This window comes from Nonomuraea sp. 10N515B, from assembly GCF_052245915.1.
Classification (GTDB): domain Bacteria; phylum Actinomycetota; class Actinomycetes; order Streptosporangiales; family Streptosporangiaceae; genus Nonomuraea.
The window spans coordinates 26,515-53,001 of record NZ_JBQQBQ010000037.1; the positions used below are offsets into that span (position 1 = coordinate 26,515).

At 69.3% G+C, this 26,487-nt stretch carries 34 protein-coding genes; 32 read left to right on the forward strand and 2 right to left on the reverse strand.

Going from position 1 to position 26,487, the window contains the following annotated elements:
• Positions 1-207: 207 nt before the first annotated feature.
• The 8 genes from ACTWQA_RS38815 to ACTWQA_RS38850 all read left to right on the forward strand — a co-directional run bounded on the left by ACTWQA_RS38815 (position 208) and on the right by ACTWQA_RS38850 (position 4,422).
• On the forward strand, positions 208-675 hold the full coding sequence (locus tag ACTWQA_RS38815; protein WP_443163918.1) for a hypothetical protein: 468 nt from the start codon (positions 208-210) through the stop codon (positions 673-675).
• Positions 676-811: 136 nt separating this feature from the next.
• A complete protein-coding gene (locus ACTWQA_RS38820; RefSeq protein WP_443163919.1) occupies positions 812-1,084 on the forward strand; it encodes a hypothetical protein in 273 nt (90 codons plus the stop codon).
• Complete coding sequence (locus tag ACTWQA_RS38825) at positions 1,081-1,482, forward strand: helix-turn-helix transcriptional regulator (protein ID WP_443163920.1); 402 nt, start codon at positions 1,081-1,083, stop codon at positions 1,480-1,482. Before ACTWQA_RS38820 ends, ACTWQA_RS38825 begins: the two co-directional genes overlap by 4 nt.
• 220 nt (positions 1,483-1,702) lie before the next feature.
• Entirely contained in the window at positions 1,703-1,954 is a 252-nt protein-coding gene (locus ACTWQA_RS38830; protein WP_443163921.1) for a hypothetical protein, read from the forward strand.
• Positions 1,951-2,187, forward strand: a complete 237-nt coding sequence (locus ACTWQA_RS38835) for a hypothetical protein (protein WP_443163922.1) — start codon at positions 1,951-1,953, stop codon at positions 2,185-2,187. Before ACTWQA_RS38830 ends, ACTWQA_RS38835 begins: the two co-directional genes overlap by 4 nt.
• Positions 2,188-2,763: 576 nt before the next feature.
• The gene (locus ACTWQA_RS38840) at positions 2,764-3,303 is read left to right on the forward strand and encodes a hypothetical protein (RefSeq protein WP_443163923.1); all 540 of its coding nucleotides are present in this window, start codon (positions 2,764-2,766) and stop codon (positions 3,301-3,303) included.
• A gap of 266 nt (positions 3,304-3,569) precedes the next feature.
• Positions 3,570-3,806, forward strand: a complete 237-nt coding sequence (locus ACTWQA_RS38845) for a hypothetical protein (protein WP_443163924.1) — start codon at positions 3,570-3,572, stop codon at positions 3,804-3,806.
• 67 nt (positions 3,807-3,873) lie between these two features.
• Entirely contained in the window at positions 3,874-4,422 is a 549-nt protein-coding gene (locus ACTWQA_RS38850; RefSeq protein WP_443163925.1) for a hypothetical protein, read from the forward strand.
• A gap of 66 nt (positions 4,423-4,488) precedes the next feature.
• Here ACTWQA_RS38850 and ACTWQA_RS38855 read toward each other — a convergent pair whose 3' ends face one another.
• Together ACTWQA_RS38855 and ACTWQA_RS38860 are read right to left on the reverse strand one after the other, a co-directional pair.
• The gene (locus ACTWQA_RS38855; protein WP_443163926.1) at positions 4,489-5,514 is read right to left on the reverse strand and encodes a hypothetical protein; all 1,026 of its coding nucleotides are present in this window, start codon (positions 5,512-5,514) and stop codon (positions 4,489-4,491) included.
• A gap of 3 nt (positions 5,515-5,517) precedes the next feature.
• Positions 5,518-5,979, reverse strand: coding sequence for a hypothetical protein (locus ACTWQA_RS38860; protein WP_443163927.1), 462 nt, complete (start codon positions 5,977-5,979; stop codon positions 5,518-5,520).
• Between the two features lie 643 nt (positions 5,980-6,622).
• On the opposite strand from ACTWQA_RS38860, the gene ACTWQA_RS38865 reads away from it, so the two are divergent.
• From ACTWQA_RS38865 to ACTWQA_RS38980, 24 genes are all read left to right on the forward strand, one after another.
• A complete protein-coding gene (locus tag ACTWQA_RS38865; protein WP_443163928.1) occupies positions 6,623-7,168 on the forward strand; it encodes a hypothetical protein in 546 nt (181 codons plus the stop codon).
• A complete protein-coding gene (locus tag ACTWQA_RS38870) occupies positions 7,152-8,651 on the forward strand; it encodes a hypothetical protein (protein WP_443163929.1) in 1,500 nt (499 codons plus the stop codon). The genes ACTWQA_RS38865 and ACTWQA_RS38870 overlap by 17 nt, the downstream gene beginning before the upstream one ends.
• 291 nt (positions 8,652-8,942) lie before the next feature.
• Entirely contained in the window at positions 8,943-9,254 is a 312-nt protein-coding gene (locus ACTWQA_RS38875; protein WP_443163930.1) for a hypothetical protein, read from the forward strand.
• Positions 9,255-9,262: 8 nt separating this feature from the next.
• A complete protein-coding gene (locus ACTWQA_RS38880; protein ID WP_443164010.1) occupies positions 9,263-9,505 on the forward strand; it encodes a DUF6221 family protein in 243 nt (80 codons plus the stop codon).
• Positions 9,506-9,534: 29 nt separating this feature from the next.
• On the forward strand, positions 9,535-9,819 hold the full coding sequence (locus tag ACTWQA_RS38885) for a hypothetical protein (RefSeq protein WP_443163931.1): 285 nt from the start codon (positions 9,535-9,537) through the stop codon (positions 9,817-9,819).
• Complete coding sequence (locus tag ACTWQA_RS38890) at positions 9,816-11,867, forward strand: phage portal protein (protein ID WP_443163932.1); 2,052 nt, start codon at positions 9,816-9,818, stop codon at positions 11,865-11,867. Before ACTWQA_RS38885 ends, ACTWQA_RS38890 begins: the two co-directional genes overlap by 4 nt.
• Positions 11,867-12,841, forward strand: coding sequence for a head maturation protease, ClpP-related (locus tag ACTWQA_RS38895; RefSeq protein ID WP_443163933.1), 975 nt, complete (start codon positions 11,867-11,869; stop codon positions 12,839-12,841). Before ACTWQA_RS38890 ends, ACTWQA_RS38895 begins: the two co-directional genes overlap by 1 nt.
• Positions 12,838-14,232 carry a phage major capsid protein gene (locus ACTWQA_RS38900; protein WP_443163934.1) on the forward strand — a complete coding sequence of 465 codons (1,395 nt, stop codon included), beginning with the start codon at positions 12,838-12,840 and terminating at the stop codon, positions 14,230-14,232. The genes ACTWQA_RS38895 and ACTWQA_RS38900 overlap by 4 nt, the downstream gene beginning before the upstream one ends.
• 21 nt (positions 14,233-14,253) lie before the next feature.
• A complete protein-coding gene (locus tag ACTWQA_RS38905) occupies positions 14,254-14,763 on the forward strand; it encodes a hypothetical protein (protein ID WP_443163935.1) in 510 nt (169 codons plus the stop codon).
• Between the two features lie 12 nt (positions 14,764-14,775).
• On the forward strand, positions 14,776-15,234 hold the full coding sequence (locus tag ACTWQA_RS38910; RefSeq protein ID WP_443163936.1) for a hypothetical protein: 459 nt from the start codon (positions 14,776-14,778) through the stop codon (positions 15,232-15,234).
• Position 15,235: 1 nt separating this feature from the next.
• The gene (locus ACTWQA_RS38915; protein WP_443163937.1) at positions 15,236-15,898 is read left to right on the forward strand and encodes a hypothetical protein; all 663 of its coding nucleotides are present in this window, start codon (positions 15,236-15,238) and stop codon (positions 15,896-15,898) included.
• 2 nt (positions 15,899-15,900) lie between these two features.
• A complete protein-coding gene (locus ACTWQA_RS38920) occupies positions 15,901-16,992 on the forward strand; it encodes a hypothetical protein (protein WP_443163938.1) in 1,092 nt (363 codons plus the stop codon).
• Positions 16,992-17,381: a hypothetical protein gene (locus ACTWQA_RS38925; RefSeq protein ID WP_443163939.1), complete on the forward strand. Its 390-nt coding sequence runs from the start codon at positions 16,992-16,994 to the stop codon at positions 17,379-17,381. Before ACTWQA_RS38920 ends, ACTWQA_RS38925 begins: the two co-directional genes overlap by 1 nt.
• Positions 17,381-17,839 carry a hypothetical protein gene (locus ACTWQA_RS38930; protein WP_443163940.1) on the forward strand — a complete coding sequence of 153 codons (459 nt, stop codon included), beginning with the start codon at positions 17,381-17,383 and terminating at the stop codon, positions 17,837-17,839. Before ACTWQA_RS38925 ends, ACTWQA_RS38930 begins: the two co-directional genes overlap by 1 nt.
• The gene (locus ACTWQA_RS38935) at positions 17,836-18,018 is read left to right on the forward strand and encodes a hypothetical protein (RefSeq protein WP_443163941.1); all 183 of its coding nucleotides are present in this window, start codon (positions 17,836-17,838) and stop codon (positions 18,016-18,018) included. The genes ACTWQA_RS38930 and ACTWQA_RS38935 overlap by 4 nt, the downstream gene beginning before the upstream one ends.
• Positions 18,015-18,305: a hypothetical protein gene (locus ACTWQA_RS38940; protein WP_443163942.1), complete on the forward strand. Its 291-nt coding sequence runs from the start codon at positions 18,015-18,017 to the stop codon at positions 18,303-18,305. The genes ACTWQA_RS38935 and ACTWQA_RS38940 overlap by 4 nt, the downstream gene beginning before the upstream one ends.
• The gene (locus ACTWQA_RS38945; RefSeq protein ID WP_443163943.1) at positions 18,298-19,041 is read left to right on the forward strand and encodes a hypothetical protein; all 744 of its coding nucleotides are present in this window, start codon (positions 18,298-18,300) and stop codon (positions 19,039-19,041) included. The genes ACTWQA_RS38940 and ACTWQA_RS38945 overlap by 8 nt, the downstream gene beginning before the upstream one ends.
• Complete coding sequence (locus ACTWQA_RS38950; RefSeq protein WP_443163944.1) at positions 19,042-19,335, forward strand: hypothetical protein; 294 nt, start codon at positions 19,042-19,044, stop codon at positions 19,333-19,335. It abuts the gene before it with no gap.
• Entirely contained in the window at positions 19,332-19,763 is a 432-nt protein-coding gene (locus tag ACTWQA_RS38955; protein WP_443163945.1) for a hypothetical protein, read from the forward strand. Before ACTWQA_RS38950 ends, ACTWQA_RS38955 begins: the two co-directional genes overlap by 4 nt.
• A 3-nt stretch (positions 19,764-19,766) precedes the next feature.
• The gene (locus ACTWQA_RS38960) at positions 19,767-20,021 is read left to right on the forward strand and encodes a hypothetical protein (RefSeq protein ID WP_443163946.1); all 255 of its coding nucleotides are present in this window, start codon (positions 19,767-19,769) and stop codon (positions 20,019-20,021) included.
• 3 nt (positions 20,022-20,024) lie between these two features.
• Complete coding sequence (locus ACTWQA_RS38965; RefSeq protein WP_443163947.1) at positions 20,025-20,432, forward strand: hypothetical protein; 408 nt, start codon at positions 20,025-20,027, stop codon at positions 20,430-20,432.
• A gap of 22 nt (positions 20,433-20,454) precedes the next feature.
• On the forward strand, positions 20,455-20,874 hold the full coding sequence (locus ACTWQA_RS38970) for a hypothetical protein (protein WP_443163948.1): 420 nt from the start codon (positions 20,455-20,457) through the stop codon (positions 20,872-20,874).
• Positions 20,875-21,032: 158 nt separating this feature from the next.
• Positions 21,033-23,720 (forward strand): hypothetical protein, encoded by a 2,688-nt coding sequence (locus ACTWQA_RS38975; protein WP_443163949.1) that lies wholly within the window; start codon positions 21,033-21,035, stop codon positions 23,718-23,720.
• Positions 23,720-26,479: a hypothetical protein gene (locus ACTWQA_RS38980; RefSeq protein WP_443163950.1), complete on the forward strand. Its 2,760-nt coding sequence runs from the start codon at positions 23,720-23,722 to the stop codon at positions 26,477-26,479. Before ACTWQA_RS38975 ends, ACTWQA_RS38980 begins: the two co-directional genes overlap by 1 nt.
• The last annotated feature ends 8 nt before the right edge of the window (positions 26,480-26,487 follow it).

Below are 26,487 nucleotides of genomic sequence, written 5' to 3' on the forward strand. Positions count from 1 at the left end.
AGGGGGTGGGGCCGGCGGAATTCGGCACGGCGGCCGGTGAGAGTCCGCCGGCCCCTTCGGCCGATTGAGGAGCCGAATCTTCAGGCTACTTTCTTCCGTCAACCCCTCCACCCAAGTACAGAAGTGTGGTAGATTTATGGGGTGTCGGGACGGGGGGTGAGAGCCCCGGAACCCGCGGCCGATTGAGAACTCAACAGAGGAGAGCCGATGGGGAACATCTCCGCCCATCACACCACCACCGTCACCGCCCGGTACGCCGGTGACCACGAGACCCACGTCGAGACCATCCTCGACACCCTCCGGATCCTGATCCCAGGGCTGGTCATCACGGTCACCGACCCGCACGCCATCTGGTGCCTCTGGAAGGCCTGGCGCGACGCCTCCGGCATCGCCCCCCAGATCTTCACCGGGCAGCGCGCCGCCGCCTATCTGGTAAGCCCGGTTACCAGAATCCAGACGGCGGTCACGATCACCGGCTGGCAACCGGGACGGCAGGTGTGGGGCAAGAACCCGCAGCACTCGGCCAGCGGGTGCGGCGAGCTCCGCGTCCGGGTTGGCGGGCTCACGATCATCTGCGATGACCGCGACGCCTACGACCGGCAACTCGCCACCTGGGCAGTCGCCTACGACACCGCCCACCGCATCACCTGGCCGAGTCGCCTAGCGGCAATCTAACAGCAGGGGGCGGGCCCAGCGCCCGCCCCTCATCCACATCGGCGACATCCCCTGATGAGTTCTCCACAGAACGCCATTCGGGCGCATGGCCGGCGCGACCCGGCCGCCACCCTGAACGCGACGAGAGGAGCTTTCCGTGTACGACATCAGAGACGAGCTCGGCAACGTGATCGACAGCAGACCGACGTTCGACGAGGCCGAGCAGCGCATAGAGGAGATCTGCGCCCAGGCCACCGAGCAGGCCGCCGCATCCGGCGAAGGCACCCGCGGCATGAACCTGCGCTGGACCATCTACGACACCCGCGCCGGCGAGGTCGTCGGCTTCATGGTGCTGTCCCCGGACGACTCCGGCCAGCCGTACACGCCGATCAGCCAAGCCGCAGCTGAGCGCGAGGAGCACCAGGCATGATCCCGGCCGGACGTGACGCCGTGGACGGCGCCGGCGCGGCCGAGCTGCTCGGCATGAGCCCGCAGACCTTCCGCAACAAGCGCATCGCCGGCAGCGAGGACTTCCCGCGGCCGTTCAACCCGGGTCGGCGCAAACCGCTGTACGACCGCGCCAGCCTGGAGGCGTACCGCAACGGCCGCCAGCTCCCCTCCTGGCCGCTCAGCCGCCACCCCGACGACCTACTCGACGGGCCCGAGGCCGCCGAGCTGCTCGACGTGGAGTACGCCACCCTGCGGCACTACCTGTACGAGGCGCGGCTGCCCGTGGTCGACGTCTGCGGGGTGCCGCACATACGCCGCGGCGACATCGAAGAACGGCGGACCAACCCCGGCCGGCCCGGGCGGCCAGTGAGCCGATGATGGTGTGCATGAGCGATGGCGAGTTCACGGTGCGCAAGTTCAGCGCCACGGTGCCCATGTCCGAAGAGCTGGCGATGGAGCGCGGGCTCATCCCGGACACCCGGCCGCCAGTGCACATCCCGTAGCTACGCCGCATCCGCTGGCGCATCAGCGAAGCGATCGGCCGGGCCCGGCTCCGACTCGGCGCGCGCATCGCTGGAGTCCACCCCGAGGAGTGGGAATGAGCACCCACCGCTACGGCCCGCTCACTGTGGTCATCCCCGGCACCGTCGGCCGGGCCCGGCCGGGGGACTGCACGTGCTGCAGCCGCATCAAGGATGGCCGCACCCCTGGTAAGGCCCGCTACCGGTGGGAAGGGCAGAACGGCAACACCGAACACCTGTGCGTCCGATGCTGCGCCCTGTGGCGGCAGAACGCCGCCGCAGACCTCACGCTGGCCCCGGCCTGCGTCATCGACCTGGAAGCAACATGAAAGTGACCTACACCCTCGACGGGGACGAGATCGCCATCACCTGGGAGGCCGAAACCCCCGAGGAGATGGCCGAGCTGAAAGAGCAGGCGCTGCGCATCGCACGCGGCGAGGTACCGGACGACGCGCTGAACGCCATCGACCTATGCCCCCAGGGGTGCGGCCGCACCACCGAGGACCCGTACGGGGGCCCGTGCCGGGCATGCTGGGACGCCGTAGCGATGCCGTGGAAGTGAACCCGTAGACATGACAGACCGCCCGGCATACATCGTGCTGCGAGCCGCTCCAGAGCTGCCGCCTGATTTCATGCCCGACCATCTGGACGGGCAATGGTTCAAGCGCAGCGACCTTCGACTCAGCGCTGATGCCAGGATGCTCCAAGTGATCGCACAGACCGGGGCTGAGCCTCCCTGGTTGGTCATCGTCGTCGTGGCCACCGGCCGCACTGAGCACGACCCGGACCGCGGACCTGGCCAGGACCGAGCCGAGGTATTCGAAGTAAGGCCCTGACGGGCATCACCGCTATGCGCTACGGTCTTCCAGACCCCCCGGGGATAGGTAGAGCAGCCCCCGCACGTGTCGGTTGGCGGCCCGCCGACATGTGGCTCCCTGTCCTCTCGCGTCACCTATAGACCCCGGCGCCCGAACGTGGGCGCCGGGGTCTTCGCGTGGCGGCTGGTCGACCGCGAACGGGGAAGATCATCCGGGCATCTTTGAGACGCGTACACGGCTGAACACGTACGGTGACGCCGAGATATCGACCGCACGCCTCATGCGGGGGCTGTGGTCCTCCCCGAAAGTGAGGGTGCCTCATGAGCCCTAAGCGCAAACCGCCGAGCCGATCACCCCTGCCCCCGCTCGGCACGCACCAGACGCCGGAATCGGTCGCGTACACGCCGATCCAGCAGACGTGCGGGTGCGTGGTCAACTGGGGATGGGAGCCCACCTCCTGCGACCCGCGCACGTTCATGGCCTGGTGCAGGGCCATGTCCGGGGCCCCATGCCCCTGGCACGGCGCCGAGTCCGGCCAACCGGTCGACGTACCGACCACCGCCGTCATCAACATGAGGGATCTCACCACGGGCCGCGGCTTCTACGCGCGCATCGCCACGGCCGGCGACATCGAACTCGGCCGCCGGCTGACGGCAGAGCTTCACGAACTCGCCGAACTGGTCGAAAGCGGCCCCGAGGCGGTGCGCGCAGCGGTGCCGGCCCCGCTGCGCCGATGGCTGGAGGAGAACGGGTACGACCCTGTGACGGCGTGGGTCGACCAGCGCATGACAGACATCATCCTGAACCGCGGGCAGACCAACCTCGACGCCATCGTCGCCGGACTCGCGAACCTGGACTGACTGCCAAACGGGAGGCAGGCGCGGCCCCGGCCGCCCACCAGGCCAGGACCGCGCCGACGTGTTCGAGGTACGCCCCTGACCGGCATCCGCCGTATGCGGTACGGTCCTGCCGAGACTCCCAAACAGGGGGAACGCTCAGGGATGGGAAGACCAGCCCCCACCCGTGCTGGCCGGCGGCCACGGCCGAGATGTGGCTCCCTGTTCCCCCGCCCCACCCAGAAGACCCCGGCGCATGAACCCTGGCGCCGGGGTCTTCGTGTTGGCCGGTGCTCCCGCCGCAGGGGACGCTGCTCACCTTGGTCCTGGTGCCGACGCTGTACAAGATGGTGGTGCGGGCGAAGGAGCGGATGCGGCGCAAGCCGGCCGCGCCGCAGCCGGAGGAGAAGGTGCTGACGCCGGCCCCCGTGACACGTGGAGCGGTCTTGCGCCTGTACGGCCTGGTGCCGTGCGGGCGCAGGCGTGTGGTCCTTGCCCTTGGCGCCAAGTTTGCCATCCACGGGTGAGATTCCAGACGGCTGGCCTCATGGAAGTTCTAGGCTGCCAGCGGATGTCGTGAAGAAGAGGGAAGGCGTGCGAACGGTCATCTCGCTGCTGGTTTCGACCGTCGTGGTGCTCAGGCTCGGCGTCGGCTCGATGGCTTCGGCCACCGGTGTCGGCGACAGAGTGATGGCGACTTTCGTCCTGCGTCAGACCGAACTGGAGATCACCGTGCCGGACTCGGCCGCTGCCGGTAGCACGGGTCCGGGCGGTACGATCAGCGCCACGCTCGGCACGGTGACCGTGACCGACGCCAGGGCGGCGGATCCGACCTGGGCGGCGACGGTGTCGGCGACGGACTTCACCACCGGCGCCGGATCCCCGGCCGAGACCGTCACAAGGGGCGCGGTCGCGTATTGGTCCGGCCCTGTCACCGGCTCATCGGGCGGTGGCTCGAGCACCCCGGGACAGGACACCACGGAGGCGCGTGTGACGCTGTCGGTACCGGTGACGGCGTTCAGCGGGCGCAAGAGCTCGCTGTCCACTCAGACCACGAGCTGGCAGCCGACGCTCGTCATCACCCCGCCGGCCTCCGCCGTGGCGGGGACGTACACCGGCGTCATCGTCCACTCGGTGACCTGAGGCCCGGGGACTGATGACCGGCCACGCGTTTCACCGTGTGGGCCCGTGGCAGGGATGGCCGGTCGGTTACGGCCGGGAGGCCAACGCCCGTGCGGCACGAAGCTGGCGGCGACGGCGCATCCGGAGGAGGGGCAGGACGAAAAGGTACACGCAGCAGGCGATGCTGATCGCCGCTGTGGCAACGGCGATCAGCGACACGGGCGAGTTCAGGAGGGCGGGCAGCCCCCACATGGCGTTTTGCTCGGGGAAGGTGAGCGTGCCGGTGACGGTGCGCTTGACTAGGCCGCTCTGTAGCGTGAGTGTGACCTTCCAGGGGCCGTAGGGCAGCCGGGCGTCGAGCACCACCATGACGGGCGCGCTGTCGTTGAGGGCGATGGTCGTTCCTACTTGGGCGGGGAACGGCCCGGCGTTGAGGCCGCCGGGCCCATCGGACAACCACAGCTTCCCGCTCAGGTCGAGGGCGCGTTCGCCGGTGTTGCGCACCGTCGCCTTGACCACGGGCAGGCCGTCCTCGGTGCGGCCGGGAATCAGCTGGTCGATGGCGAAGTCCGAGGGGGGATCGCCGCCCGGCCCGATATCGAGATAGACCCTGATACCGACTCTGTTGACGACCTGGACGTTTTTCCTGGGGCCGGGCGTCGTGGAGCCCACTTCGGCCCAGATGGCGCCGTACCGTTCTCCTCGGGTGGCCGATTCCGGCACGTTGATCGTGGCCTTGACCGGTATGCGGCTGTTCGGTGGTGCGATTATTTCCGGACGGTCGAGGGAAATCCATCGGCTAAGTTCGTTGGCGTTCGGGTTGGCCGCCGGAATGAATTTGTCGTCGTGGATTTCCGCCGCGGCGGCGTATATCTTTACGCGTTGCGGCTTGCTGGAGGTGTTTCTGATTTCGAGTCGCCGGGAGAACCCGGTTCCGGGATTGACATGGTCGATGATGTAGATATGGGCTCGTGGGTCGTTTTTGCGGCCCAAGGTGGCTTCGAGCAGTCTGATGCCGATGCCGCCGTCTGCGGACAAGGGGGCGGCTCCCGTGCCGTGCAGCACGAGAGCCAGCACGCTGACTGCTGTGAACGGCCGGGATCGTCGTGTCATGTGCTATGTGATCGTGTGGGTGATCGTGCCGGTGTACGTGCCCGCGATGTCCTCGGCCTCGGGGTCCACCGTGATGAGGGCATTCCAGGCCGCGGTGTTGACACCGGTGCCGCCGGTGTGGGCGAAGGCGGTGCGCGCAACGCTCAAGTCTTGCCCGGTGGCGGGAGGTGGCGCGGCACAGCCGGTCTGGCCTGGAGTGAAGGTTCCGGTGCCGGAGGTGCTGGTGGCGGCGCCGGAGCAGTAGTACACGTTGGTGGTGGGTACGGTCTCGGAGGCGTCGAACGGCGCTGTGCCGGTGGTGAAGGCCGTCGATGTCACGGTCGCCGTCCAGGAGGCGTCGGCTGCCGCGCGCTCGTCGGTCACGGTGATCGCCCCGAGGTTTCCCGAGGCGAAGCCGCCCGGTGCCGCGTTGCTGCTGAGAGCACTCGTATCGGGCACGGTGATGTCCAGGACGTCCGCCGTCACGGCGAACGTCGTCGTGGTATTACAGGCGGCATCTTCACCACATGTCGCTGCTTGAGCCGGCTCTGCGAAGACCACGCCGGCTCCCAGCACCATTGCTCCGACCAGAGCGGTGCGAATATGTCTGTTATATCTGTTCATGTCTATGAATTTTCCTTTTAATGCCACAGGGATCTGCTGACACGGTAACACCGCATGTGGGCCATCATGCGGCTCCGTGGAGTCAATGGTTGATCAAGAATGGCCAATGGGAGCTGGGTTGATTAGGTGCATTTCGGTCATAGCGCAAAAGAGTCTCCGATTGGTGCTACAACGGCATTTCACTAATGTCATATGCATGGCTTGCTAAACGGCCCCGGCGTGGCCGTGGCCAGTCCAAGGTGACCGCGGCGACCGGCACCGGCCACATGAGCCCCGAAGTCCTTGCTAACAGCTCGTGGACGTCGAGGTCATGCGGCGGCACTGGCGGCCGGGCATGACCTCCTGGATGCGCTGGCACGCGGAGAACGCCGGCATGTGCGACTGCGAGGAGGGCAACCCATCGTCACCATGCATGCCCGCGACCATTCCCCGGGCCGAGGGCCCGACGGTGAGGCCCGTATCCGGGGCACATTAGAGCCATGAGAGCAGGCCCGACCCCAACGCCATGACGGGCCCAACGCGTGACGGCAACGGCCGCTACGACCGCGACCCCGATACCGCCCGGCGAGACGCCGAGGCGTGCCGTCTGCGCGCCCAGAACCTGACCTACCGGCAGATCGCGGCTGAGCTCGGCGTGGACGTTCACACCGCCTATGACGCCGTCCAGCGAGGCCTGCGTGACACGCTGCAGGAGCCGGCCGACGAGGTGCGCCGGCTGGAGCTGGATCGGCTCGACGAGCTCGCGCAGAAGGCGCGCGAGGTGATGCTGGCCACCCACTACCTGGTGTCGCAGGGCCGCGTCGTACGGCTCACCCGCGGGGGAGCACCGCTGGAGGACAACGGGCCAGCGCTGCAGGCGATCGATCGGCTGCTGCGGATCCAGGAGCGGCGGGCGCGGCTGCTCGGGCTCGATTCCCCTCAGCGTGTCTCGATCGACGCGCAGAACCTCGGCGAGGAGATCCGGGACCTGATCGCCGCACTTGTCACCGGGGACGGGGACCTCGACGACGACGAGCCCGGCCCGGACGGTCCCGATGACGAGCCAGCCTGACCTGGCGCGCATCGCCGCCTCCGTCGACGAGCTGGTGCGCGCCGGCGACACCCGCCGGCTGCGCCTGGTGCAGCGGCAGCTCAAGTCTGCGGTGGACCGTAAGAGGCTGGCCGAGCGGCGGCGGCTGTACGCGGCCGACCCGGTCGGGTGGGTGCGGCGGCGTCTCGGCCAGTCGGTGTGGTCCAAGCAGGCCGAGATCCTCCAGGCGGTGCGCGATCACCGCCGTACGGCGGTCCGCTCGGGTCACGGCGTCGGCAAGTCGTGGACGGCTGCGCTGGTGGCGTGCTGGTGGCTGGACACGCACCCGCCCGGCGAGGCCTTCGTGGTGTCGACGGCGCCGACGTTCTCGCAGGTGCGGGCGATCCTGTGGCGCTACATCCGCAAGCACCACCGCGCCGCCGAGCTGCCCGGCCGGGTCAATCAGACGGAGTGGCTCATCGATGACGAGCTCGTCGGGTACGGGCGCAAGCCGGCCGATCACGACGAGTCGGGGTTTCAGGGAATCCACGCGCGGTGGGTGCTCGTCGTGATCGACGAGGCGTGCGGCGTGCCCGAGCAGCTGTGGATCGCCGCCGATGCCCTGGCCACCGGCCCGGACTGCCGCATCCTGGCGATCGGCAACCCGGACAACCCCGCCAGCCACTTCCGTCGGGTGTCCACGCCAGGGTCGGGCTGGCACCAGATCCGCATCAGCGCGTTCGACTCGCCGAACCTGACCGGTGAGGAGGTGTCGCTGGCCATGGCGACGGCGCTGGTGGGTCGTGAGTGGGTGGAGGAGAAGCGCAAGGATTGGGGCGAGGACAACCCCCTGTACCGCAGCAAGGTGCTCGGCGAGTTCACCGAGGACTCCGAGTGGCAGGTCGTCCGGTCGTCGGACGTGGCCGCGTGCCGGATCGGCCGGGACGAGCCGTACGAGGAGGCCGAGCTGCTGCCGGTGGAGCTCGGCGTCGACGTCGGCGGCGGCGGTGACGAGACCGTCGTGCGCGAGCGGCGCGGCCGGCAGGCGGGGCGGGAGTGGCGGGCGCACACGGACCGGCCTGAGCGGATCGCCCCGCTGATCAAGATGGCGATCCGGGAGACCGGCGCGACCCGCGTGAAGATCGACAGTATCGGTGTCGGGTTTGGCGTGATCGGCGAGCTGCGCAACGACAAGACCCTGCGCGGCGTGCAGATCGTCGCGGTGAATGTTGGGGAGAAGGCGAGCAGGCCGGACCGGTTCGCCAACCTGCGTGCGGAGATCTGGTGGGAGGTCGGCCGCGGCCTGTCGGAGCGCCGCGGCTGGGACCTGTCGGGCATGGACAACGCCGACACGACCGTAGCGCAGCTGCTGGAGCCGCAGTGGGATGCGGACCCGCAGGGGCGGATCCGGGTGGAGAAGAAGGAGGAGATCATTAAGCGGCTGGGGCGGTCGCCCGATAATGCGGACGCGTTGCTGCTGGCGTTCTACGGTGGCGGGCCGAAGGGTCGCGTCCGCTTCGTGTGACGATGACGACGGGAGGCGGGCCTGCCCAGCGCGAGGAGTAGAGCCCATGATGTGGTGGTTCGCTGGAGTCGTCGTCGCAGTCCTGGCCGCGGCTCAGGTGTGCGCGGTCTTGGCGGTATGGCGCGAGACGCGCCGGGCGGCGCGTGGGTGGGAGCGTGCGGCCGGAGCGTGGGCGCAGGCCGAGGCCGGATGGAAGACGGCCGAGGCTGAATGGGCGAAGGCAGCGACGGCCTGGGAGCGGGTAGTCGATCTACGGGCGCGGAGACCCCGGCAAGCGGGATACTCACCGTCATGGAACAACGACGCATCGTGATCCACTTCGGCGGCGTGGAATGGTTCGAGGGCGCCGTCAGCCTCCTCGCCGCCGCCCAGGCCCGGCCCATCGGCCGCTCGCGGACGTTCGCCGTGGAAGGCCCCACCATCACCGCGACACAAGCCGACGCCATCCACCGCCTGGCCGAAGAGGATGGCGTGGCGGTGCCCTCTCCGCCGGTGCCCGATGGGTGGACGATCATCGGGGAATACCAGGAGATCCCCGAGATGGACTTCGGCGAGGCGGAAGCCTGGTGGAAGGCCAGCTACGACAATCGCCTCAGCCGGTGATGGAAGAGATGATCGCGTTCGTGCGCGCCTGCCTCGACGAGGACCGCGACTCCCGGCGGACCCAGATCCTGCGCCGGTTGTTCGACCGCCTCACCGCGACCAAGCAACTGGTACACGAGGATGAGGAGCACGGGCAGCTACTGCGGCATCTGGCAGCCAGGTACAGGTCTCGGCCGGGCTATCGGGAGGAGTGGTGGCCCCAAACCCCACCCAGGCGAAATATTTCCGCTAAGGGGGCCAGTTCACCGTAAATCTTCCTGTTCGCTGTACCATCCGGAGTATGGCGTCCCCCGCGGCCCAGCCCTCCACATTCCGTCAGGCGTTCCGCACCGAGCGCCAGGCCGCGGCCTCACGCCCCCCGCGCACGCCTCTGACGGTCCGGGCCGCCCGGCTCCTCGCACGCTGCCTCCCACGCTGGGCCGCGATCCGCACATTCCTGCTCAGCGTGGCCGGCTTCGGCGCGATCACCGTTGCCGCCTTCCAGATCGCCGTCCCGCTCGGCTGGGCCATCGGCGGCATGAGCTTGCTCGTCTTGGAGGCGCTGAGCGGCGGTGAACGCCGGTGAGATCCCCGCTGCGCACCCTGACTGGCCGCATCCTGCAGCCGTCGAACAAGGCACCCGTCCCCTACGTCAGCAGGGGCCGTACGTGGGGCCACATGTTCGGCTCCCGCACCGACGCCGAAGCGCAGATGCGCACCATGGGCAACGTCGGGACCGTGTTCGGCATCGTCCACCGCACGTCCAATGCCACCAGCCAGGTGGAGTGGAAGCTGTGGCAGCAAGCGGCGTCCGGCCTGGACGAGGACCGCAAGCCCGTCACCTCTCACCTTGCCCTCGACATCTGGAACAAGCCGAACGACTTCTACACCGGCCAGCTGTTCCGCGAGACGTTCCAGCAGCACATCGACCTCGTCGGCGAGGGCGTGTGGGTGATCGCCCGCAACCCGCGCATGCGCTCCATCCCTCTCGAACTGTGGCCCGTCAGGCCGGACCGGATGGAGCCCGTGCCCTCGCGCGAGAACTTCCTGGCCGGCTACGTCTACCGCGGCCCGGATGGCGAGCAGGTGCCGCTGCGCCTGGACGAGGTCATCCGCCTGCTGATGCCCAACCCTCTGGATCCGTACCGGGGGATGGGTCCGATCCAGTCGGTGCTGACCGACATCGACGCAAGCAAGTACAGCGCGGAGTGGAATCGGTCGTTCTTCGTCAACTCCGCGCTGCCCGGCGGCATCGTCGAAGTACCAGGTGAGTGGAACGACGAGGAGTTCGAACAGTTTCGAACGCGGTGGGAGGAGCAGCACCGCGGCGTCGCTGCGGCTCACCGCGTCGCGCTGCTGGAGAGCGGCGCCCGCTGGGTGGACCGCAAGTTCACGATGGTGGACATGCAGTTCACGGAGATGCGTGGACTGTCCCGCGAGATCATCCGCGAGGCGTACACCATCCCCAAGTTCGCCGTCGGGATCATCGACGACGTCAACCGCGCGACGGCCGAGGCGAGCAAGGCGTGGTTCGCCGAGATGCTCACCGTGCCCCGCCTGGAGCGCATCAAGGACGCGCTGAACCACTTCTACCTGCCGCTGTTCGGCGAGGCGGCCCGCGGGCTGGAGTTCGACTACTGCGACCCGGTGCCGGCGGACGCCGAGGCCCGGGACCGTGAGCGCACCTCGAAGGCGCAGGCGGCCAAGCTGTACGTCGACGCCGGCTTCAACGGGGCAAGCGTCGTCGAGGCCCTGGAGTTGCCTGAGACGCTGGAGTGGGAGGGCAGACCTCAGGCCCTCACCCCGGCCCCCGCGGCCGCTTTGGAGCCCGCGCAGGGCTCGCCCGAGGCGTTGCTGGCCGGTCTGCGTGGTGAGTTGCCGGTGCGGGCGCAGGACGAGGACCGTATCGAGCGGCTGGTCGAAGAGGCGATGCGCGCCATTCGAACATTGTTCGAATCTGCCCTGTCGGCGCTCCTCGCCGCGTGGGACACCATCACACGGGCGTGGCGGCGCGACCTCGTCGACCAGGTCCGCCAGGCCGTCGAAGACGACGACATCTCGGCGCTCGCCCGCCTCGTCCTCGACACGGACGACGCCGACACCGAACTCACGGCTGCGATGGTCGCCCTCGCCCGCACAGCTGCCCAGCAGCTGGCCGACGAGGCCGCCGCCCAGGGCGTGAGCGTGGAGCCGGCCGAGCCGGACGAGGACTCCCTGGGCGCCGTGGCGGTCGTCGTGGTGGCGCTGCTCGCCGCTGGCCTCGCCGCGGCGGCCGCGCGGGAGGCGCTGCGGGTGTGGGGGCCGGACGCCGAGGCCAACGACGTCGCCCGCGAAGTCGACGAGCACCTGCGCTCCCTGTCCGACAGGACGCTGCGCGACGAGCTCGGCGGCGCACTGCACCACGCCCAGCAAGCCGGCCGCATGGACACGATGGAGGACGCTCCGGACCCGTCGGTATGGATCGCCAGCGAGCGCAACGACGCCAACACCTGTGACGCGTGCCGGGACGTGGACGACCAGCGGTTCACCAGCTTCACCGCCGCCCGGGCTGCCTACCCGGTCGGCGCCTACCGCGACTGCAAGGGCCGCACCCGCTGCCGCGGCACGATCGTGCCCATCTGGGAGGAGCAGTAATGCCGTGGATCAACCTCCCTGCCGACTGCCAGGCCCCGCCCCCGGTGAGCCTGCGCGAGCCGCACCGCTGGTACGAGTTCCGCAACGTCACCGAGGATGAAGCCGAGCTACTGATCTTCGACGAGGTCGGCGGCTGGTTCGGCATCTACGCCGACGAGTTCGTCGAGCAACTAAACGCGGTCACCGCATCGCGGCTGACGGTCAGGATGAACTCGCCCGGCGGGTCGGTGTTCCAGGGGATCGCGATCGGCAACGCGCTACGTGCGCATCGGGCGACGGTGACGGTGCGGGTTGAGGCACTGGCCGCGTCGATCGCCTCGGTGATCGCCCTGTCCGGAGATCGGCTGATCATGGCGCCGAACTCCATGCTGATGATCCACGACGCGAGTACTGGCACCTGGGGTAACGCCGCCGAGCTGCGGAAGACGGCCGAAACCCTCGACAAGATCAGCGACAACATCGCCGATGCCTACGCCGCCAAGGCCGGCGGCACCCGGGCCGAATGGCGCGAGCGCATGCTGGCCGAGACCTGGTACAACGCCGCCGAGGCGGTGGAGGCGGGGCTGGCGGATGAGCTGATGGTCCCGCCCAAGCCCGGCGAGCCGGAAGGGCCGGACGACGCGGCCCAGCGCCTGACCACCGCCTGGGACCTGTCCGTCTTCCGCTACGCCGGCAGGGAGAACGCGCCCGCGCCGAACCTGCCGGCACCCGCCGCGCCCTCACACCAGCCGGCCGCACCGGCCGCCGCCGTGGCCGTCACGCCGGTGGCCGTGGTGCCCACAGACCAGGCGTCGGCCCCGAGCCCGCCGTCGACCCCTATCGCGGCGCACCCGCACCCCACTGCGGGCGACCAGCCGGAGCCGGCGCCTGAACCGCCCGCCGAGTCCGAGCCCGCGTGGGCCGAGCTCGTCGCGCATCTGACCGCCCCGCCGAGTGCGGAGGACCTGCTCGCCCATCTGAGGGAGGCAATGTGACCACACCCGTCCTGCCGAAGGACATCCCCATCCCGGCCTCCTCGGAGGAGCTGGCCGAGTTCATGGGAGACCCCGGCAAGTACAAGCCCGTGCTCGCCGACGTCGGGACGCTCCAGGCGTTCATTCAGGCGTACGGCCAGAAGCTCCAAGGCGAGGGCACCGACCTGCACCGCGCGGTCGCTGCCGAAACGCAGCGCCAGCTCGCCGCGTACCTAAAGGACAAGGACGTCACCGGCGAGAACGCCGACCGGATCAAGCGGCTCAACCTCGACCCGCAGGCCCGCGGCGGCAAGCGGGCGAGCATGCTCACCAGCTACGGCCAGGGCGCCGCGCACAACCCGCACGCCCCTGGCGCCGTGCTCGACGCGAAGTTCGCGACGGCGACGGACTATCTGAAGGCGATCTGGCACCTGGACGAGTCCAAGGACGCGCACTCGCTGCGGGCGGAGATCCGCAACGCCGCCTCCAGCGTGTCGCCGGCCGACGGTGGCTTCCTCGTGCCCGAGACCCTGCGCAGCCAGCTGCTGGAGATCGCGCTGGAGATGGCCGTCGTGCGGTCGCGCGCCACGGTGGTGCCGATGGATAGCGCGCGGGTGCCGTTCCCGACGATCGATGTGACCAGCAACGCCTCGTCTCTGTTCGGCGGCATGATCGCCTACTGGGGGGAAGAGAGCGCGGCTCTCACCGAGTCGGACCCGAAGTTCGGCCGCGTCGTCCTGGACGCCAAGAAGCTCACCGGGCTCAGCGTCGTGCCCAACGAGCTGCTGCAGGACTCGATCATCTCGTTCTCCGCGCTGATCGAGCGGCTGTGGCCGATGGTCCTGGCGTTCGAGGAGGACGCGGCGTTCATGACCGGCTCAGGCGTCGGCGAGCCGCTCGGCTTCCTCGGCGCGGGCAACGCCGCCGCCATCGCCACCGCGGCGGAGTCCGGGCAGGCGGCGGACACGATCGTCTACGAGAACATCGTCAAGATGTTCGCCCGGATGCTCCCATCGAGCCTCGGCCGGGCAGCGTGGTTCGTCTCCCCCGACACGATCCCCGAGCTGTTCACGATGGCTCTCAGCGTCGGCACCGGTGGTAACTCGGTGTTCGTCGTCAACGCCGCCGGGCCCGGCCCGATGACCCTGTTCGGGCGGCCGATCATCGTCACGGAGAAGGCGAACAAGCTCGGCGACCGCGGCGACATCGCGTTCGCGGACCTGTCGTACTACCTCGTGGGCGACCGGCAGACCATGACCGCGGCGAGCAGCACGGACTGGAAGTTCGGCAACGACCAGACCGCCTACCGAATCATCCAGCGCGTCGACGGCCGGCCGTGGATCCAGTCGGCGATCACCCCCCGGAACGGCGGCAACACGCTCAGCCCGTTCGTCGAGCTGGCCGCCCGCTGAGCCGAGATAGGAGATCTGATCATGGCTGTTGAGGCGTACGCGCTCGGCAGGCACTTCAACGTCGGTGCGGTCACCGTCCCCACCGACGCAGTAGCCGGCGCGATCACGGGCCAGCGGACCCGGATGAAGGACTACGCCGTGTGTAGCTTCGTGGTCGTTACCACGGGCGGAAGCACGGACATCACGGATGTGGACCTGCGCGAGCACAACGCTGCATCGGGCGGCACGAGCCAGGACCTGGACATCATCACCACGTACTACTACCGGTCCGAGGCCACGCTCGATGGTGACGAGTCATGGACCAAGGGCACCCAGTCAGCCGCCTCGGAGATCACTAATGTCGGGGCTGCGTCGGAGGAGCTTCTCCTGGTGGTCGAGGTGCGGGCCGAGCAGCTGAGCGACGGCTACGAGTGGGTATCCCTCGACGTGCCCGACCTGGGCACGAACGGCACCCGCTACGTCGCTGTCATCCCGATCCTGTCCGGGCTCAAGGTGCAGCGGGCCCCCGAAAAGCTGGCCGTGCCGCAGTAAGGGAGACCCACGTTGTCTGTGATCATTCAGGGCGACCAGCTCCGCACGATCCTGTTCGGGACGCGCGTCGAGAAGGCCTATCCCACACTCGCAGTCGAGACCAAGAGCCTGTTCACCGTGGCGGGCGGCAAGGTGCTCATCACGAGCATCACCGGGGAGGTGACCACGGCCATCACGGTCGCGGGCACGTCCAAGCTCCAGCACAACCCGACGGTGGGTACCACCAAGGACCTGTGCGCTGCGACGGACCTGGGAACCACTGATACGCCCGTGGGTAACCTGCTCGGCTTCCAGGGCCTTACGGGCGACTCGATCCTGACCGGGCCGGGCGCGGTCCCGAACCTGAAGCAGCCACTCGTGCTGACCGCTGGCGTCATCGAGCAGGTCAACGCGACTGGCGCGGACGGCGGTATCACGTGGGTGCTCACCTATGTGGCGTTGGACAACGGCGCGACCGTGACGGCGGCCTGACGTGTCGCTGTGGGTGTGCTCCGACTGCTCGACGCGGTACGCGCCGGGCCTGGAAGCGTGCCCGCACTGCAGGGGCGCTGAGCGCGTCGAGGAGGGCAGCCCGCAAGGGTCACGGCTGCCCGTCCTCGACGTCGCCTGCCCCCGCAAGGGCTGCCGGGCTGAGGGAACCGTACGGCGCGTACACCTGCGTGTGGCCGCTCTGGGTGTGGTTGAGATGCCGCACCTGCTGCTGTGCGCCTGCTGCGGCGCCGCGATGCCAGCCCTCAGGTCGTGGATTGACGAGGAGACCGACATGCCGAAGATCACCCGCCACGGCGGGCCGACCAACGCGGCCGCCGAGCGCGAGCACCAGGCCGCCGCGCCGAGCGAAGGTATCGAGGTGCCGGCGGACGGCACCTTGTCGCCCGAGATCACCGGCGACGGCACGGGGGAGGCCCTGCCACCCGCCGACGACAGCACGGGAAAGGAGGAGTCATCTCCTGGGAACAGCTCCTCGACATCAGCCGAGAAGCCGCCGATGAGCGGCGAGCCGAGGAAGCCCGCCCGCCCGAAGCGTGCCCGAACGACGGCGAGCCGCTCGAAAGCGGGCCAAACGGCGAGCTCCACTGCCGGTGGGACGGCTGGACCTGGCCCCGAGACCCCCGATGAGGGCAAGGACGGCTGAGCATGGCGGTCACCCGGGTCTGCTACTGCACGCGGGAGGACGTCCAGCGGGCGCTGGACGTCAAGGAGACCGCGCGCTCCTTCCGGCAGATCGACCGCGCCATCGAATCATCCTCCGACGCGATCGACGGCGGCGCGACCGGCGCCAACCGCGGCACCGGCATCCTGAAGCGGCGGTTCTTCCCCGAGGTGGAAACCAGGACGTTCGACTGGCCGAACTCCCAGCGTGCCCGCCCCTGGCGGCTCTGGCTGGACCAGCACGAGCTGGTGTCGGTCACGTCCTTGGTCGCCGGAGGAGTCACGATCGCCTCGACGGACTACTTCCTGCGCCCCGACGACGGGCCGCCGTACAACCGCGTCGAGATCGACCTCGGCAGTTCGGCCGCGTTCGCGAGTGGGGACACGCACCAGCGGGCCGTCTCCATCGCTGGTACCTGGTGCGGCACCGACATCACCACCGCCACCGCCGGCACTCTCGCCGAGGCGCTCGACGCCACGGAGACGGGCGTGGACGTGAGCGATTCCAGCCTGGTCGGGGTGGGTGACCTGATCGTGGTCGACTCGGAGCGGATGCTGGTCACGTCCAAGTCGATGCTGGACACGGGCGTGAACATCGACGCCGGCGACTCGCTGACCGCCTCGGCGTCGGACGTGTCGATCACCATGTCCACCACCACGAACGCGCCCGCCGTGGACGAGGTCATCCTGATCGACTCGGAGCGGATGCTGGTGGTCGACGTCGCCGGCAGCGTCCTGACGGTGAAGCGCGCTTGGGACGGGTCCGTGCTGGCCGCGCACTCGGCGAACGCCGACATCTACGCGCCGCGCACCCTCAACGTGGTCCGGGGTGCGTACGGGACGACGGCCGCGACCCACAGCAACGGCGCCGCGGTGTCGCGGCACGTCGTCCCCGGCCTGGTGCGCGACTTCTCCCTCGGCCTGGCCCTCGTGCAGCTGCTCGGCGAGCAGGCCGGCTACGCCCGCACCGCGGGCACGGGTGAGAACCAGCGCGAGGTGACCGGCCGCGGCCTGGCCCAGCTCCGCCGCGACTGCATCGCCGCCTACGGCCGCAAGGCACGGATTCGGGGGATCTGATGGAGATCACGGTAGACGTCGACACCTCGGGCCTGATCTTCCGCACCGGGTACGCCGAGCAGGTCATCAAGTCCTACCTCGACGAGGTCACGCTGAAGGTGGCCGGTGTGGGCAAGGCCGACGTCGACGCGACCCTGCGCAGGGTGCTGCGCAATCCGACGGGCTACTACCAGGCGCACATCGCGATCCGGCAGTTCGTGGGCGCGGCGGTGATCCACGACTCGCGGGTGATCTACGGCCGCTGGCTGGAGGGCGTGGGCTCCAGGAACTTCCCCGTCACCCGGTTCCGCGGCTACCACACCTTCCGCGACGTGCACGCCCGCCTGGACGCCAAGGCGGGCGAGATCGCCGGCCACGTGCTCCACCAGTATGTGCGGAGGCTGAACTGATGGCCCTCGATGCGACCGGCATCCTCACCGCCGCCGTGAGTCACGCCGAGACCCTCGGCCTGTTCGAGCGGGTCAACACCCACGAGCCGGACAACGCCCCCGGCAATGGGCTGTCGTGCGCGATCACCGCCACCGAAATAGGCCCTGTCCCGGCGGGGTCGGGCCTGGCGATCACCACGGGACGCGTGGCGCTGAGTGTGACTGTGTTCTCTCCGCTGCCGCAGGAACCGGCCGACGGCATCGAGACGGGCCTGCTCGCTGCGGTCGATGCGCTGATGGCCGCCTACTCGGGTGACTTCGAGCTCGGCGGCAAGGTGCGCAACGTCGATCTGCTCGGCCAGGCCGGTACCCCGCTGTCCGCGCAGACCGGCTACGTGACGATCGACGCCCAGACCTACCGGGTGGCGATCATCACGCTCCCCCTGATCGTCAATGATCTCTGGAGTCAGGCGCCATGAATCCCCTGGAGCTGGCCCGCGTGGGCTACGAGGCGTACGGCGACCACGTCGACTGGACCAACCACGCCGGCAACGTCATGCCCCGCTGGCACGAGCTGCCAGCAGCGCAGCGGAACGCGTGGGTGGCGGCGGCCGAGGCGATGGAGCGGGCACTGCTCGCAGTGAGGAGCGGCGCGTGATCGTCACCGTGAACACGACCATCATGGACGGGACCGTGGTCCGGTGGTTCCGGTCCCTCGACGCGGCCCAGACCCAGCGTCAGGTCATGTCCGCCTCTCGCCACGGCGTGCGTGTGGAGGTCTATCTCCACGAGATCCCGGGCGAAGCGCTGCGCGCCGCCAACGGCGCCTACGAGACGCTCCGGCGCGACCGGAACGCGGACGTGAGGCACCTGGCCACCCACGTTAACCGCGGCCCGTCCAACGGGCCGCTCGTACCCGTTGGGGAGGCGATGAGCGATGGCTAAGCAGAGCGGCCTGGGCGACCGGCTCTTCGTGGCCGGCTACAACCTGTCCGGCGACATCGGCTCACTCGGCAGGATCGGCGGCGGCCCAACACCCGGTGACGTCACAGGGATCGACAAGTCGGCGTACGAGCGGCTCGGTCTCAAGCGGGACGGGTCGATCGAGTTCTCCGCGTTCTTCAACAAATCCGCCGGGCAAGTTCACCCGAGGTTGTCGGCGCTGCCCACCTCGGACGTGATCCTCACCTACTGCCGGGGAACCACGCTGGGAAACCCCGCCGCTGCCTTGGTGGCGAAGCAGGCCAACTACGACGGCACCCGGGACGCTGAGGGCAACCTCACGTTCGCCGTGCAGGCGTTGGCCAACGGGTTCGGGCTGGAGTGGGGACGGCAGGGAACAGCGGGCATCCGCACCGACACTGGGGCCACGAACGGTTCGTCGATCGATGACGGCGCCGCGAGCTCTTTCGGCCTGCAGGCGTACCTGCATGTGTTCGCCTTCACCGGAACGTCGGTAACCGTCAAGATCCAGGAGTCGAGCGACAACGGGTCTGTCGACCCATGGGCCGACGTGGTCGGCGGCGCGTTCACCGCAGCCACGGGCATCACTTCGCAGCGGATCGCCACCGCCTCGAACCTGGCGGTCGAGCGGTACCTGCGCGTGGTCACGACTGGGACGTTCTCTGACGCTCAGTTCCACGTGCTGATCGTGCGGAACACGACCTCGGTGGTGTTCTAGATGGCCCTTATCTCGTGCACCACTGGCACCCTCGCTCTCTACGCCCAGGAGGACGGGTCGATCCTCGCTAAGCCCGTGGAGGCGTGGGACGACGCAGGGGCGCCGTACGTGGCCGCCGCCACCGTCTTGGTCGCCGCCCAAGACGCCGGCCCCGGGACGTTTCAGCGCCTGGAGATGGCCGCGGTCGTGCTGCCGCCGCCGCGCGAGGTGCGCGTCCCCGATCGTGTGGGCCGTCCCCCGCGTCCGGGGCCTCGTCCCGTCCCTGAGGGGCCGCGAGAAAGGCCGGGCGTATGAGACCCGTCTTCCGCCCGGACCCGGCGCTGCAGGTGGGCGCCTACCAGACGTACGCGTGGGCCGCCCCGCGGGATACGCGGATCAAGAGCGTGTGCGAGGAGGTCGGGTGCTTGGCATGGCTGCATGGCTGGACGTCCACCTTTGACGAGTCGACGGAGTTGGGCCGCCGCCAGGCCGACTACGTGCGGCACCGTGCGGGGCGGACGTTCCGCGAGCGGCGTACCGAGGCTGGGCTGACGGTCTTCGAGTTCGAGTCGGGTCAGCGCTGCTTCGCCAACCACGAGACGCGGCCGGCGGTGTGGTGGGTGCGGGGCGGGGACTGGCGACAGGATCGGGGCCTCATCCGCCGGCACGTGAACGGGCGCGACTGGGTGGAGGACTTCGCTGAGCACCAGGACCGCGTCGCGCGGCAGATCGAACGGGGGTAGCCAATGGCGAAGGTGCAGATCGTACTCACGCATGCAGGCACCGGATCGCTGATCGTCGACGGTCACGACATCGCGGGTGAGGTCGGCGGCATCGAGCTCAAATCCATGCCGGGATACGAGCCTGAGCTGCAGTTGCAGCTACCCGGAGTCGAACTGGCGGCAGAGGCAAAGGTCGGCGTCGGCCCGAGTACGGCGGCCGCACTACGAGCGCTGGGGTGGACCCCTCCCAGCAGCAACGACACAGGCAAGGAGGGATAGGCCATGGCCAAGGAGAGCGGCCTCGCGTGGACGACGCTGAGCGTGGACGACAGCGCCGGCACCGTGCGGGCGATCATCAACGACATCACGAACTTCGAGTTCGCCACCCCGCGCGCCGTCCAGGACGTCACCGGCGTGGACAAGAGCGCCATGGAGCGGCTGCTGCTGCTCGCGGACTTCTCGATCACGCTGAACGGGGTGTTCAACGACGCGGCCGGCCAGAGCCACGACGTGTTCAAGACCGTTCCGAGTACCTCGGTGAACCGGACCGTGACGCTCACCCACTCCGGGCAGACGCTGCCGAACGAGTGCCTGTTCACCGACTACGCGTTGACCAGGGCGGCTGATGGGTCGCTGACGTTCCAGGCGCCGGGCGTTCTCGCCAACGGCACCGTTCCCACCTGGGCATAGGGGGGCGAATCGGATGGGATTTGTGCGCGCCCGAACCGTCAAGCTCACCTGGGCAGACGGCGAGCTGCAAGGACTGGAGATCCGCGCACGGCGCGTGTCCATTGAGCAGTTCTTCGACCTCGCCCCGCTCATCGACGGCAAGTTCGATGTGTTCGACCCCCAGGACCGTGAGGCCCTGCGGGACCTGTTCATGCAGTTCGGCAAGGTCCTCGTCTCCTGGAACCTCGAGGACGAGGACGAGGACGGCACCAGCACGCCGATCCCGTGCACGGCCGAGGAGTTCATGCGCCAGGACCCGGCCTTCGTGCGGGAGGTCCTCAACGCGTGGGCCGAGGCCGTCTCCGGAGTGTCCGCCCCTTTGGAACAGCCATCGCCCGGTGGCGAGCCGTTCCCGGAGGGATCACTGCCGATGGAGGTGTTGTCACCGAGCCTCGCGAGCTGACCGACGCCCGCTGGATCTTGCGGCAGTGCGAACGGTTCGGGTGCCTGCCGTCGCAGCTCATGGCGGAGGACGCAGGGCTGATCAGGCTGCTGAAGCTGGAGGAACTGGCCGGGCCCGAACCGGCCGATCTCGCCGATCTGGGAGAGGGGGTGTGAGCGGTGGCCAACGAAGTCGAGATCGTCATATCGACCCGGGACCGATCCGGCCCCGGCCTGGCCGCCGTGCGCGCCCGCGCTGGCCGGTTCGGCGCCGACCTCGGCCAGACCATGGCCAAGGCCGGCCAGCAGGCAGGGCAGCAGCTTGGTGAGGGCCTCGTCCGCGGCGTGGACGGGCGGCTGCGCGACAGCCGCGGCCGATTCATCAAGGGCGGTCAGGACCTCGGCGACGGCATAGCTGACGGGATCAAGGACGGCACCGAGCGGGGCGGCCGGATCGTGTCCGGCTTCGCTACCAGCACCCTAAGAACCTTCAGCCGACTGGGCCCCGGCATGGGCGCCGCGATCACCGCCGGCCTCGTCGGCGCGGCCGCCAGCGCGGGAACCGTCGCAGGGGCTATCACGCTGGCCGTGGGCGGCGCGCTGACCGGGATCGGTGTCGTCTCGGCCGCTCAGTCGGAGGCCGTGCGCCGGGAGTGGCGGGCCACCGGCAAGGACCTGAAAGCGGGCCTCGCCGACGCTGCCCAGCCGCTTGAGCAGTCGGCCATGCGGGCCGCTACGGTCACCCGGACGACGTTCAGCCGGCTCAAGCCGTTCCTGGCGGATTTCTTCGAGCGGTCGGCACCCGCTGTTGATCGTTTCGTGGCGTCGATCGGTGAAGGGGTCGCCTCCCTCGGGCCTGCACTGGAGCCGGTACGGCGCGGCTACACCGCCGTGCTGGACGCGATCTCCAACCGCAGCCCCGCGATCTTCGGGTCGCTGGAGCGGTCGCTGGAAAACCTCGGAGAGACCGCCGAGGAGCACGCCGACGACATCGCCGCCGCGTTCGAGTTCACCGCCAGCGCCGTCGAGAAGACTACGGAGGCGCTGGGGTTCCTGGCCGACGAGTGGGACAACTTCACCTCTGACATCTCCGCAGCCAACGAGGCAGGCAAGGACTTCGGCCGGAGCGTGGCTGAGGCGCTCGTGGACGCCTACGAGGCGGTCGGCATCAACACCGACCGGATGAAGGAGATGCGGGAGGAGTGGGCTGCTGCTGACGCCGCGGCGGCCAACAGCTCCGGGGTCAAGGACGCCTCGGCCGCCACCTCTGGCCTGGGTAGCGCCGCTGATGACGCGGCGGCGGGGCTGCGTGATCTCAAGGCCGAGATGGAAGAGCTGAACGGCCCGGCTCTCGACGCGGCGGAGGCGCAGATCCGGGTTGAGGAGGCGATCGACCGGGCGTCCGAGGCGATCCGCAAGAACGGCGCGACCTTGGACGTCAACACGGCCAAGGGCAGGGCCAACAAAGATGCGCTCATCGACATCGCCAGGGCCGCGCAGGATCACATCGCTGCCATGCAGGCCGAGGGCGCGTCGGCGGACGCCATCACCGCGAAGTACGGGTCGTACCGCGGCCAACTGGTGCATGCGGCCCGCCAGGCGGGGCTGACGAGGGGGCAGGCGGAGCGGCTGGCCGAGGCCTGGTTGGCGATGCCGGATTCGGTGACGACTCACGCCAAGGGCAACATCTCCGATCTGGAAGCGAAGATCGCCGCCGCGAAGGCGAAGCTGAAGGACCCGGGCTTGACCAGGCCGGAGCGGGCGCGGATCCGCGCCGAGATCTCCGACCTGCAGCGCAAGGTGGCGGCAGCGAAAGCCGCGCTGGCGGGCGTGCAGTCCAAGACCGTCTCCATCAGCCTGATCACCCGGTACACCACCATCGGGCACGGAACCGTCCTCGCCCCGGGCCGGGCGCACGGCGGCGTCATCGGCGGGCTCGGCGGCGTCAAACGGTTCGCGACCGGCGGCGTGGCCGGCTCGGGCTCCTCACTGGCCATGGTGGGCGAACAAGGTCCCGAGTTGGTCAGGTTGCCGGTCGGGTCCACGGTCACCCCAGCCGGGCAGACGAAGGCGCAGCTCGCACAGTCCGGATTCGGGTCGATCAGCATGGCGTTCCGGGCAGCGGCCGGCGGCGGGGGCGGCGACGTGGCCTCGTCGATGCGGGACCTGGCGTCGGCGTTGCGCGAGGTCGTGTCGCTACGGGACGGCCTGGACAAGCTCACCGGCAGCGTCTTCGGCCAGACCCGCGCGCTGATGGCATACGAAGAGGCGTGGGACGCGGCCCAGCGCGCGCTGAAGGAGAACGGCAAGACCCTCAACATCACGAAGGAGAAGGGCCGGGAGAACCGCAGCGCCTTGCTGTCGCTGGCGGAGGCCGCTCACGAGGTCGTGATCGCGATGCGGGAGAAGGGCTCGTCCATCACGACCGTCACCAAGAAGATGAAGGAGCAGCGCGCGGAGTTCATCCGCATGGCCCGCACCTTCGGCCTCACCAGCAAGCAAGCCAGCGCGATGGCCGACCGGCTCGGGCTGATCCCCTCCCAGGTGAAGAAGATCCTGGAGACGGAGAAGCGGGATCTCGCCTACAACAAGCGGATCGACTCCGGTAAGGCCAGCGGCGGCATCGCCGGCGGGTGGACGATGGTCGGCGAGCGCGGCGCCGAGCTCGTCCGCCTGCCCTTCGGGTCGCAGGTCACCCCGGCCGGGCAGACGGCCGCCATGCTCGCCGGCGGCGGGGGCGGCACGTTGACCGTCGTCCTGGAGACTCGCGGCGGCCAGTCCGAGTTCGACCGGTTCATGGCCGCGTGGATCCGCCAGTTCGTCCACGCCAAGGGCGGCCAGGTGCAAACCGCGTTCGGGAGGTCGTGATGGTCTTCCCCGCCACCGTGCTGCCCGTCGTGGTCGAGCTGTACCTGAACGGGGCGTGGGTCGACGTGACCGCGCTCGGCCACGTCTACCGCCGCGACATGGTCAACATCACCCGCGGCCGCGCCGACTGGGCCAGCCGGGTCGACGAGTCCACCCTGGCGCTGACCTTCAACAACCGCGACGGCCGCTACAGCCCCCGCAAACCCACTGGCCCGTACTACGGGCAGCTGGCCCGCAACACCCCGATCCGGGTCGCGATCAAGGATGGGTCGGTCTACCTGGACCTGCCCGGAGCCACGACCGACAAGGCCACCGCCCCCGACGCCGCGGCGCTGGGCATCACCGGCGACATCGACATCCGCATCGACCTGGAGCTGGCCAACTGGCGCTCAGCGGTCGACCTGTGCGGCAAATACGAGATCACTGGAGACCAAAGAAGCTGGGCGCTCTACCTTGACGATGACCGCGACGGGGCCTTGGTGTTTTCCTGGTCCACCGCGGGCACCCTGGCCAGCGTCCAGAGCCGGGAGTCATTCGTGCCCGTCCCGGCGCCGGCCTCCGGCAGGCAGGCGCTGCGGGTGACGCTGGACGTCAACAACGGCGCCGGCGGGCACACGATCACGTTCTATACCGCGGACGCGATCGCCGGCCCGTGGACGGTGCTCGGCGAGCCGGAGACGACCGCGGGCACCACGAGCATTTTCGACGGCACGGGAGGCTTGGAGGTCGGCGACGTCGGCGACCTGTCCGCCTCGCCGGTCACCGGCCGCATCTACGCGTTCGAGCTGCGCAACGGCATCGCGGGCACGGCCGTGGCCAACCCGGTTTTCACCGCGCAGAGCGCCGGCGCCACCTCGTTCCAGGACACGGCAAGCTCACCGAACACCTGGACGATCAACGGGAACGCCACCCTGACAAACCGGCGGTACAGGTTCGCCGGCGAGGTCACCTCCTGGCCGCCCCGCTGGGACATCACCGGCACCGACGTTACCGTCCCCGTGCAGGCGACCGGCGTGCTGCGCCGGCTCGCCCAGTCCGGCAGCGTGCTCGGCTCGGCCGCCTACCGCGGCCGCATCTTCGACACCGACGGGCTGGTCGCGTACTGGCCGATGGAGGACGCCGAGGGCAGCACAAGCCTGGCACCGGCGCTGACGCATGACCCGCTCACCATCATCGGCAGCCCGACGCTCGCCTCGTTCGAGAACTTCACCGCCTCCAACCCGATCCCCGTCCTGAACGGCGCCGAACTGCGCGGCAGCGCACCCGCCTACACCGACACCGGGCAAACCCAGATCCGGTTCCTCATGAACGTCCCGACCGCCGACGGCGACAACCAAGCCGTCTTGACGTTCTACACGACGGGCTCCACCCGAAGATGGGAGCTCCACTACGGGAGCGGCGGCACCGGCACCCTCGGCCTGCGCGCGTTCGACAGCGGCGGAACCCAGCTGTTCGATACCGGAGACGTCGCCTTCGCCATCCACGGCGAACTCCTCCTGGTGAGTGTCGAGCTGACCCAAGACGGGGCCGACATCGACTACACCATCTCCACCCTCGAACCTGGCGCGACCACGGGCTTGTCGACGTCGGGCACGCTCACCGCCAACACGGTCGGCCGCGTCGGCGCGCTCATCATCTCGCCCGCCGGCGGCCTCACCAACGTCGCCATCGGCCACCTGTCCGTCCAGAACGTCGTGACGACCCTCTTCGATTTGGGCAGCCAGCTCGACGCGTGGCGCGGCGAGACCGCCGGCCGCCGCATCGAACGGTTGTGCGCCGAGGAGGGCGTCACCTTCCGGGCGATCGGCGACCTGGACGACTCCACGCGGCTCGGCGCCCAGCTGCCGGGCACGCTCGTCGACCTGATCCAACAGGCGGCCGAGGCCGACGCCGGCATGCTGTTCGAGCCGCGAGAGGTGCTCGGGCTCGGCTACCGCACCCGCACCAGCCTGTACAACCAGACTGCCAGCCTGGCGCTGGACTACGAGCAGCACGAGCTGGCCGAGTCGCCGTCGCCGGTGGACGACGATCGGGCGATCGTCAACGACGTCACCGTCACCCGGCAGGGCGGCAGCTCGGCCCGTGCGGTACAGGAGACGGGCGCGCTGTCGGTGCTGGCTCCGCCGAACGGCGTCGGCCGCTACCCGAGCGAGGTCACAGTCAACGTCGAGTACGACCTCGACCTGTTCGAGCAGGCCGGATGGCGGCTCCATCTCGGCACCACCGACGAGGCGCGGTATCCGCAGCTGGTCCTCAACTTGGCCAACTCGGCGTTCTCCGGCGACGCGACACTGACCCAGAACGCCCGCGAGCTCGAGGTCGGCGACCGGGTGACCGTCGCCAACCCTCCGGCGTGGCTGCCCCCCGAGACGATCAGCCTGTTGGTGCAGGGCTACAGCGAGGAGCTCGGTAACTACGAGCAGACGATCACGCTCAACTGCTCGCCGGAGTCGCCGTACCAAGTCGCCACGTACGGCGGCACCGCCCGCTACATGCCATACGACACCGTGCTGAACGAGGCCCTCGACACCACCGAGACCGGGGTGGACATCACCACACCGACCGGGCCGCTCTGGTCAGCCACGGCCAGTGGGTTCGACATCATGATCGGCGGTGAGCGGATGACCGTCACCGCCGTCGGCGCCGCCACCGGGACCGTGCAGACCCTCACCGTCGTCCGCTCGGTCAACGGCGTGATCAAGAGCCACAACTCAGGCACATCCGTCCAGCTGTTCCAACCGGCGATCTACGCACTGTGAAAGGGAGA